We start from the raw sequence: 8,918 nt of genomic DNA, 5'->3' as shown, positions 1-8,918 counted from the left end.
GGAAACGCTGCGAGCTCTTTTGAGATCACGAAGTGAGGTCACCGATTTATTTGGCGAACGAACCTGGGGGGCGCATTCAGCAGCAACCGGCCTCTTTGCCGTCGATCCGTTCATCGGGGCGATCGTACGTTTGCATCCAGGCCAGTCGCAGTTCAGCATGTTGCACCGAGAAGAGAAGGAATGGCTGATTATGGCACAGGACTTGGACCAGCTCGCGGCAAGCTGGAACCCGGACTGGCTGGACGGATTCTCTGAGGCATTGACGAAAACCGAGACCGTCCACCGCCAGACTTGGCTGCGGATGTCAGAATCGTGGCCTAGCGATCTTGCGCTCTGCCGGCAGGTGGCTCAAGCCTTGAAAGACTCGCTTCCAGGTTACACGAGGCGAAGCGAGCCGCCTCTGAAAGTGCTCCTGCGCAACATCACTCCGCCCCTTCTTTGGAACGGCATCGGCGCAGCAAAAAGCATGTTCAGCGGGAGGTAAATGCGCGTGAAATCAAGCGCCGTCCCTCGGCATCCATGAGCAGCCACGGCGCGGACAGGACGAACACCAGCGAGTAGGCCACGCCACACAAAACAAGATGGCCATAGTCAGGGACTATTTGTGAACGAAGCAGCCAGGCGCAAGTCACGGGCAGGACAAGAGCTTTCAATCCCGGCCACAGAATGGAAACTGCCAGGTAGCGAAGAGGATTGATCTTGCAGTAATGGTGCAGCAGCCAGGGGACGCCGATGGCCGAACCTATCAGTCCCTCAGTCGCCAAGGCCATGGCAACCCCCTGCGTGCCCCAAGCCCTTCCAAACAGCAATGAGAGAATGCCTGCTATGAACCCGCCGATGAAGCCCAGCCACAGTAGTCCACGCTGCCCGCCGATGGTGAAAAGCAAATTGTAGGCAGGATACTGCATGATGGAAAGGGCATGCGGAACGGCAAGAATCAGCAGAATGCTGCAGGAAGCCGCAAACGAGTCTCCGAGCCAGCGGTGTATAAAGGCATCGCCAAACAAGACCAAGCCACCGACTGCCCAGGCACCAAAGCCTGCCGTGATCGTCGTGACCCGATTGAACTCGCGGTTTAGCCGTTCTTTGTCTTCCGCCCCGTGCAATTGTCCGAAGGCGGTGAGGACAATGCCGCCGAACATCGCATTGGTCACATCATGGAGGATTCCGAGAATGCGTGTGCTGACGGAATAGATCGATACTTCCGCGGCGCCGCGCAACTTGCCGATGACCATGGGCCCCACTTGCGTGCGGAACGTGTTGCCAACGGAGTTGAGCAGCATGTCGCGCGTGTAGTGGAACAGATCTTTGCGTAATTCAGCCAGGCGGCCATCATCTGCAGCCGGTGCATAGCCGGGGACTCGCAGCCGTCTGGCGAATATTGCCTGCAAGGCAAGTTCCAGACAATCTCCGAGACCATGCACCAGCCCCACGCCCAACAGCCCACCGTCCCGGAACAGTATCAAGCACATGGCGGTCGTCTGCGACAATACACGGATGATGGAGGCCCAAGCCTGGAGGTCATAACGTACGTGAGCCCTCAATAAAAGTCCCGGCATTCGAAAATGAAACCGCAGTGAGAGAGTCACTCCGCAGAACAAGGTGGCGAAAATAAGGTCCCACACATGAGCTTTACCCGGCAGAAGCCACGGGATCAGCCATAAGACGGATAGACTTCCCAGCGTAACGATCCAGCCCATGATGTGAAAATATCGCCCTGACACAGCAATAACCGCCGCCTGTCTCTGTTGATCACCGGACCCCACCGCCACTGCCAAAAAGCGGGTGGCAGAAAACGTCAGTCCCATGTCTACAATGGCCAGGTAGGTAAGCATCGACATGCCCAGCAGCCACATGCCATATCCCTCCTGTCCCAGATAGTGAGCCATGATCGGGGTGCTGATGAAAAGAGCAGCCACCTTAATACAGTGCTCCAGTAAACCAATGCTGGCACTGTGAAACATTCGTCTTCCCAAACTCATAGGACGCCTCTGTTCATCCAAATCCCCAGAAAAGCTAAAAATAAATCATCCAATTGCCTCGTTATTCTGAGACAACCACACCGCTGTGCTCCGAAAAGGTGGTTTGCAAACAGTCATGGTAAGAAACATTCCTGGACGGTGTCTGCCCGTGGAAAGTTGCAAAGCTGACGATTTGGCTCCGTGAAGGAAGCTTGGCTCCAAAGTGGAGACTCGTACAGACCTGGGTGCCCGGCAGAACAGCAAGCTCGTCGGCGGCCACCACTGGCGCTTTCATTCGGCTTATCAGCGCGCGGCGGCGATGGTGCAAAGCGGTGCGCTTGGCGGCGGGTTGCGCGTCGCCACCAGTTGCCCCGGCGTGCTGGCGGACCACGGGACGCATCTAATCGACTGCATCCGCTTCGTCCTCGGTGAGAAACGCGCGCCGGCGGCTCTTGGGCTGGGCTATCTCCCCTTCGTGGGATCGAGAGCCCGGTACGCTGGACAGCCTCCACTCTGAACGCAATATTCGCCGAGAGAGCGGTTCAGTTTCCGGTTTGCACGAGGTCGATCATCGGCAATAGATCGATATGGCTGGCCCTGAAAATATCGAATCGCTCAACCAAGAGTTTTATCATAGCCAGGCGGTCGCCCAATGGTTTGCGACCAAGGCGTTCGTGCTGCCGGAAGAACAAACTTTCCTGAGTGATTTTGCGGGTGACATCCAAGGGAAGAGCATTCTTGACGTCGGCATTGGGGCGGGGAGAACGATCCGTTTCCTTCAGCCGCTGGCTGCCCACTATACCGGCATCGATTTCTCACCGGAGATGGTGCAGGAAGCCCGCGATCGTTTCCCCGACGTCCGGCTGGAGGTGCGCGATGCGACGGATCTCTCGGCCTACGCTGATGGGGAGTTTGAGTGCGTGATATTCTCATTCAACGGCATTGACAGTCTTTCACAGGAAGGTCGGCTGCGCGCCATGCGTGAGATCCATCGTGTGCTGAAGGCTGGCGGAGTGTTTGCCTTCTCAAGTCACAACCGTGATCGTCCAAGGGTGAGTCCATATGCCTTGGAGAATCTGGGCCTCTCCAAGCATCCGGTGCGCATGTTGAAAAACTTCCAGCATTACTGCAGCTGCATCCGCAACTGGAAGCGCTCGCTGCACTGCGCCGTCGATGAAGAGGAATACGCTTTGCGACACGACAGCGGGAACTTTTTCAAAGTCCCGATCTATTATATTTCCAAGCGTGAGCAGGTGCGGCAGATTGGGCGGTTGGGCTTCCTGATGGAGGCAGTTTATGATGGAAAAGGACGGAAGACAGAGGCTGATGCTACTGATCCCGTGTCGTCGTGGATTTTCTACACCTGCCGCAAGCCGGCATAAGGTGTTTGGATTCAATTGCTCAGCCACATGATGCCACCGTCGATTCCAATCAAGAAGCCTTCACCCAAGAGCCGGGTGTTGCTTGTTTCCCATAATTTTCCGCCAACGATGGGGCCGGAATCGTCCCTTGTGAGGCTGAATGCACTCGACCTGCTTCGTCGCGGATGGCGTGTTTCCGTCTTGACGACGACTATGGAGCACATGCACCAAGGGCTCGACCACGCGATGCTCGATGGCCTGCCTGCCGATCTCGAGATTCTGCGCACGCCAAGCTACGATGCAGTATTGCGAAAACGATGGCCTAAAATAGCGCGCTTGATCCTGACGCTTCTCAGTCGCTGGATTTTGCCGGAAATTTTTCTTTTCTGGCTGTTCTCATCCGTGCCGGCTGGCAAACGCTGGCTCAAACAAAACCGCCCTGCGATCATCTACTCGCGTGCGACGAAGCATGTGAGCAATGTGACAGGCTGGCTTCTCAAGCGTGCTACCGGACTGCCGTGGGTGGCTCATATGAGCGATCCGTGGACAGAATTACCGTTCCATAACCGCCTCCAGAGGTGGATAGCCTGGCAATTCGAGCGAAGAATTTTTCGAGATGCAGACGCCATCGTCACTGTCAGCCGCGGGTTGGCTGATCATATCCTGCGCCTGCACCCTTGGGCCAGGCACAAAGTCCACGTCATCCCCCACGGTTTTGCAGCGCTGGATAAGCCGCTGGCACCCGTGACCAGGGCCGGCCACCGACCGCTTGAGGCACTTTATGCAGGTTCTCTCACTCCCACTCTGCGTGAGCCTTACAGTCTCTTTGCGGCTCTGGCATTGCTCAATGAATTGTCTCCTCTTCAGGGACGTCTGAAGGTGACATTCGTCGGCGAGGACACCGTTTGCTATCAAAGCGTGGTAGATTCACTGGGCCTGACGGATGTAGTGTCTCTTTTGTCCTCCGTGCCATACCAGACGTGCCAGGACATGATTGCCCAGAGCGATCTGCTTCTCGTACTCGACACACCGGGGTTCGGAGGGATTTTTCTGCCAACCAAACTGATCGAATACCTCCCGTATGCGAAACCCGTGCTGGGTCTCGCAGAGCCTGACAGTGCCATTCATCAGTTGTTGCGGGAGTGTGATCTGGCGTTTGCCGATCAAGGAGTGCCCGAGGAGATTGCCGCTGCATTTGAGACATTGGTCAAACAATGGGAGACAGGAGTATGGGAGGTCTCGGCGAAGTCTCGCGAATCAGTTTCAAAATATCGGATCGATCAGGTGAATGACTGCCTGGACGAACTCCTGACCTCGATGGCTGCTGATGAAATGTCTTGACTGATCCGTTGGTGATCAAAGTCGCAGGCCACACTGGCCTCAACGCGCTCGTCTACGGGTCTTGTTCTGAAACGGCACCAGGAGGCATCGGTTTCAGTATCTGACGAATGCTGTGCACATCGCCACGCGAAAGGGCACCGAGGCCTCTCGTGAGCGCAGGGTATCGCTGACGCAGGCGCGCCTTGGCCTCATGCCAGCAGCGGCGGATCGGTGATGCAAAGGCACGCCAGTCGTGTGACAGGTGGCTTGTATTGGCGAAGCGGTTTTTGTAGCCTTCTCCTCCGCGCAGAAAATCAAACTCCCAAAAGCCCCGTTTTACCGCGTGAGCCATGAGGCGCACCATGAGGACTGTTCCTGGCCCGGCCTTCTGACGAGCCGGATCAAAGCACCACTTGTAAACGAAAAACCTGCCCGCCCCCCAGAAGCCTATATGATACGCGGCAGGTTCCCCGCTCACAGTCAATGACGTGAAGTCGATCAACCTGGCAAGCTCCGAATCCTGCATCAGTAGACGATAGAATTCACGAGAAGACGCCTCGCCGAACATGCTCGTCTTTCCCGCAGCCGCCCACCGCGTAATATGAAGGTCAAAAAAGCCAGGCAGCGCTGCCATGCGTTGATCCAGCGTGATCTGCTCATCGAGCGATACGCTCCCAAATGCGGCCAGGGCCTTCTCGTTCCTGCCATATCCCTTCTTGGCGGTGATGCCACCCAGGACGGCTCCAGCCGCATCCATTTGGACACTCAAGCATGGCTCGGGATTCTCTGCCGCGATTTTGAGCGGCGGATTTTTGAGATTGCGAATATGGGTGCTCCAGACCGAGTCATCTGGAACATCCTCGAGCAAAACTTCGCGCCAAACACGGCCACGTGTTTCCTGCAAGTGCCGCAAACATGCCTCGACGACGCGTGGGCCGTCAGTGGCTGCGCACACGACGTCGTTGTAGTCTGCCCGGGGCGATGTCAGCCACGAAATACGCCCGTCGCTCAGCGCCCAAGGACAGATCCCAACGGGCACGCCGTCCGCATCACGCAGAAGAAGGACATAGAGCCTGTCCTCCCGTTGATAAGCTTTCGCGACAGCCAGTGACCATCCGAAATGTTGAAAGATCTCCGGACGAGGGTGAGTGCGCCAGAGCCGCGTCCAGACTTCCTTTTCTCGTTGTAAAGCCTCCAAGCTACGGATCACTTGAACTGTCACTGTCTGAATTTCTCCGCAGTCAATATTTCTGCGGAGGCGGTCCTTATGGTCTTTTAGGTACAGGTAGAGACGACCTCGAATTGAAGCGGGATTAGCAGCCTGGATGCTGACCATCGCCCGCTCACCATCGCTCCATTCGCTCTTGTAGGATGCGGAACCACCAAGGAAGTCATACTCTTTGAGCCCACGCTCGATGCACCAGCGGATGACTTGAGTGAGCATCATCTTGCCGATGCTGAGTTTCTCCCATTTTGGCAGCCAGCCACCTTGAAAACTCCAGCCCTTCCCACCGTAAGCAAAGTCATAGCGTCCGGCGACAATCTCCCCGTCCACCTCAATAAAAATCAGCAGCAGATGGCCGCTCTTATGGAGCCTCTCCGCCACGCGATCATGAAAGCGGACATAACGTTCGGATAGAAAACTCTGGCGCCGTTGTCCCCAGCGAGATTCATTCAGTTCGCGGATCTTCGCCATGCCAGCGGCCACGCTCATGTCGCGGCCCGCAAGACGGATCGTGACCGAGTGGTCGCGGTGAAACTTGTTCCACCTCTGGCGGAATTTTCCGCGCTGCTGATTGAGAAACGCATCCCAAGTCGGGGCTAGGGTGACGTAGGGCGCTGTCGTGGTCGTCGTCACGTTCGGGAAGCACTGCCTGCAGTTGCTCTCGGCAGCGAGCAGGGGAATCATTGGTGAATCCGCACGCATCGAATTGAACTGAAGAATGTCCCATTGGTCTGAAAGATCTGAAAAAATGAACTGGCAAAGCGCGTTGGTGGCGGGCTGTTCAAAACCCCTGCGTAAAATCCAGTCAAGAAACTCGGATGCCGTGTCAGCTTTCTGTCCGATCATTTGCAGGCGCCGCAACCATTTGCCACCCAAGCCAGTGCCGCGATCCAGCATCATTGGAGCCACACCGATAAGGACTCCGTCCCGACCAGTCGCGGTTAGGATGACCCAGGTTCCACCGTCTCCATAAACTTCAAGCCATGTGTCGAGCCAGTCCCAGCAGAGGAAGATGGCGTCGGCGGAGCTGTTGCCCAGCAGTTCGCTCCAGGAGGATTCCAGTTCTTTCCATTCAACCGGCCTGCTGATCCAGCGAACTTGAATTCCAGCGGATGTTGTCAAAACTCTTTGCGTCATGTAATTTTTCCGACTGTGGGAGTTTCAAATATACCCGTAAAGACTCACCCGCAATCCATGAGTCGTTTACGACTCCGTTTTCACTCGCAGACGAATTCGAAGTTTGCATCGGACTCTAACACTCACGTATTGGCCCGCTCTGTAAAGCAACGTTTGACACATATCCTGCCGAACCTTCCATGGAAAGAACCCGCGCCGGTATGCCGCCAACCACAGCGCCCGCTGGGACATCTGAGATCACCACCGCGTTCGGCGCGACCACCGCGTCATCACCGATCCTCACACCGCCGAGTATAGCCGCCCCGCAGCCCAGATAAACGCGGTCGCCGATCATCGGGACGCCTGGATGCTTGCTGCGGTCGTGAGTTTTTCCGATGGTTACGCCATGCCCCAGGGTGCAATTGTCGCCTATGGTGCAGCGCACATTCGTAACGATGGAACACATGTGTCCCAGATAGAGCCCGCCGCCGATCTGGCATGAATATTCAATGTACGCCCCGTATCGGATCTGCATCCGGCGGTGTTTCCAGAGCATGAGGTGATAGAGGCCATACCGGCTCCACCATTGCGCGCGCAGCCAGGCACAGAGTCGCATGACCACCGTAAAACGGAAGCCGCCCTCACGAATCCATTGCTTGAGGAAGTCCCGGAAGCCGTGCCGCGCCTCGTAGCGATGCTGATCCGCAGCGATGAGGTTCTTGAGTTCCTGAAATGTCATGCTTGCGAGAAAGGATGCCGACTGTGGGGTAAGGAAATAAAGCCGGTCCTTGCGCAATGGCAAGGCTTGTGTTTTCGATGGAACCCGTGATTGCGGTGAGAGTTTCATTGGAGAACCATCAGTCAGGGCTTGCAAGGCCTTGTGTTCCAAGCCAAGAATAATTGATGCAAGGAAGCTGTTCTCCTAACCCATGAGTCTTGGCAGATATCTGCTGCGCGGTTCCGGCGCAAACTTGATGGATCATGGCGTGAAGATGGCGTCAATATTGTACATCACGCCACTGATGCGCCATAGTCTTGGTGATGACGGATACGGCTCATGGTTGCTCGCCATGAGCGTGGTCGGCTACTTTATCCTGTTGGACGCTGGCGTCACGTTTGCCAGCGTGCGATTTTTCGCTCACGCCGTCGGTGAGGGAGACAAGCGGCATCAGGGCGCGATCGAACGCGAGGCACAGCGAATTCTTCGTTTCATCGGGTTGGGCATTTTGGTCTGCACCTTGGTGGCCATCCCGATGATGCCGTGGATCGCGTCGCAAAAGTTTTCCGTTCTGCAGGTGACCGCTCCCTTGGTCCTCTGCGGGTTGGTGACGGCTGTGAGGTTCGCTTTTCGGATGCCGGTAATCCTGCTGCGCGCTCATGTCCGCTATGACCTGCTAGCCTGGGCATCTATTGTGCGCACCCTTGCGCAGACCTTTAGCATGTCGTGGGTGCTCATCAACGGTTACGGCCTCATTGGCGCGGCGATCGCCCATGGTGGTGGTGAACTGCTGGAACTTCTGCTGCAAACCAGATGGGCGCGCCGGTTGCCAAAAACACAGGCCTGCGAACTACCGGAGGATGAAAAACGCAAGGCGCGCCACGAGCTGTTTGCGTATTCCAATTCCGTGCTGCTGGTGAACATCGGCGACAGCCTGCGCCTCCAGGTGAATCCGCTGCTAATCAGCCGGATGTTTGGCGTGGCGGAGGTGCCGGTGTACTCCATCGGCCTACGGATGATCACCATGTTGGAGGACGTCGTGAACGCGCTCTTCGGCGGGCAGGTGCTTTCCGTTTTCAGCCAGCTTCATGGCGCGGGGAAACATGAGGAGCTGCGTATGCAGTTCCGCCGTGTGACGCGGATCACGTCGATATTTGCATCGTGGGCAGTCGTCGGGGCGGTGTTTGTGAGCGAGCCTTTTTTCAAGCGCTGGATGG

General features: G+C 56.5%; 8 protein-coding genes. 5 read left to right on the top strand and 3 right to left on the bottom strand.

From position 1 onward, the window contains the following. The coding region (locus tag ACIREA_RS20055) for a hypothetical protein (RefSeq protein WP_397384122.1) at positions 1-484 on the top strand (484 nt) is incomplete at its 5' end. Here ACIREA_RS20055 and ACIREA_RS20050 read toward each other — a convergent pair. Continuing rightward, positions 471-1,964 (bottom strand): lipopolysaccharide biosynthesis protein, encoded by a 1,494-nt coding sequence (locus ACIREA_RS20050; protein WP_397384121.1) that lies wholly within the window; start codon positions 1,962-1,964, stop codon positions 471-473. The genes ACIREA_RS20055 and ACIREA_RS20050 overlap by 14 nt on opposite strands. Before the next feature lie 220 nt (positions 1,965-2,184). Here ACIREA_RS20050 and ACIREA_RS20045 point away from each other — a divergent pair, with 220 nt between their 5' ends. The 3 genes from ACIREA_RS20045 to ACIREA_RS20035 all read left to right on the top strand — a co-directional run bounded on the left by ACIREA_RS20045 (position 2,185) and on the right by ACIREA_RS20035 (position 4,663). Continuing rightward, positions 2,185-2,478 (top strand): hypothetical protein, encoded by a 294-nt coding sequence (locus ACIREA_RS20045; protein ID WP_397384120.1) that lies wholly within the window; start codon positions 2,185-2,187, stop codon positions 2,476-2,478. Positions 2,479-2,548: 70 nt separating this feature from the next. Then, entirely contained in the window at positions 2,549-3,343 is a 795-nt protein-coding gene (locus ACIREA_RS20040) for a class I SAM-dependent methyltransferase (protein WP_397384119.1), read from the top strand. A gap of 27 nt (positions 3,344-3,370) precedes the next feature. Beyond that, a complete protein-coding gene (locus tag ACIREA_RS20035; RefSeq protein WP_397384118.1) occupies positions 3,371-4,663 on the top strand; it encodes a glycosyltransferase family 4 protein in 1,293 nt (430 codons plus the stop codon). Between the two features lie 52 nt (positions 4,664-4,715). Here the strand turns inward: ACIREA_RS20035 and ACIREA_RS20030 are convergent, their stop codons facing one another. Further along, positions 4,716-7,004, bottom strand: coding sequence for a GNAT family N-acetyltransferase (locus ACIREA_RS20030; RefSeq protein WP_397384117.1), 2,289 nt, complete (start codon positions 7,002-7,004; stop codon positions 4,716-4,718). Positions 7,005-7,119: 115 nt separating this feature from the next. After that, complete coding sequence (locus tag ACIREA_RS20025) at positions 7,120-7,830, bottom strand: serine O-acetyltransferase (protein WP_397384116.1); 711 nt, start codon at positions 7,828-7,830, stop codon at positions 7,120-7,122. A 127-nt stretch (positions 7,831-7,957) separates the two neighbouring features. On the opposite strand from ACIREA_RS20025, the gene ACIREA_RS20020 reads away from it, so the two are divergent. Beyond that, positions 7,958-8,918 (top strand): lipopolysaccharide biosynthesis protein (locus ACIREA_RS20020; protein WP_397384115.1); only part of this gene is annotated, 961 nt, incomplete at its 3' end.

This window comes from Prosthecobacter sp. (genome assembly GCF_044373815.1).
In the GTDB taxonomy this organism is placed as follows: Bacteria; Verrucomicrobiota; Verrucomicrobiia; order Verrucomicrobiales; family Verrucomicrobiaceae; genus Prosthecobacter.
This window is presented reverse-complemented; position numbering and strand designations above follow the sequence as displayed.

Coding starts and splice junctions, on each gene's coding strand:
- ACIREA_RS20050 (WP_397384121.1), bottom strand. CDS start 1,964: ATGTTTCACAGTGCCAGCATTGGTTTACTGGAGCACTGTATTAAGGTG.
- ACIREA_RS20040 (WP_397384119.1), top strand. CDS start 2,549: ATGGCTGGCCCTGAAAATATCGAATCGCTCAACCAAGAGTTTTATCAT.
- ACIREA_RS20035 (WP_397384118.1), top strand. CDS start 3,371: ATGATGCCACCGTCGATTCCAATCAAGAAGCCTTCACCCAAGAGCCGG.
- ACIREA_RS20030 (WP_397384117.1), bottom strand. CDS start 7,004: ATGACGCAAAGAGTTTTGACAACATCCGCTGGAATTCAAGTTCGCTGG.
- ACIREA_RS20025 (WP_397384116.1), bottom strand. CDS start 7,830: ATGAAACTCTCACCGCAATCACGGGTTCCATCGAAAACACAAGCCTTG.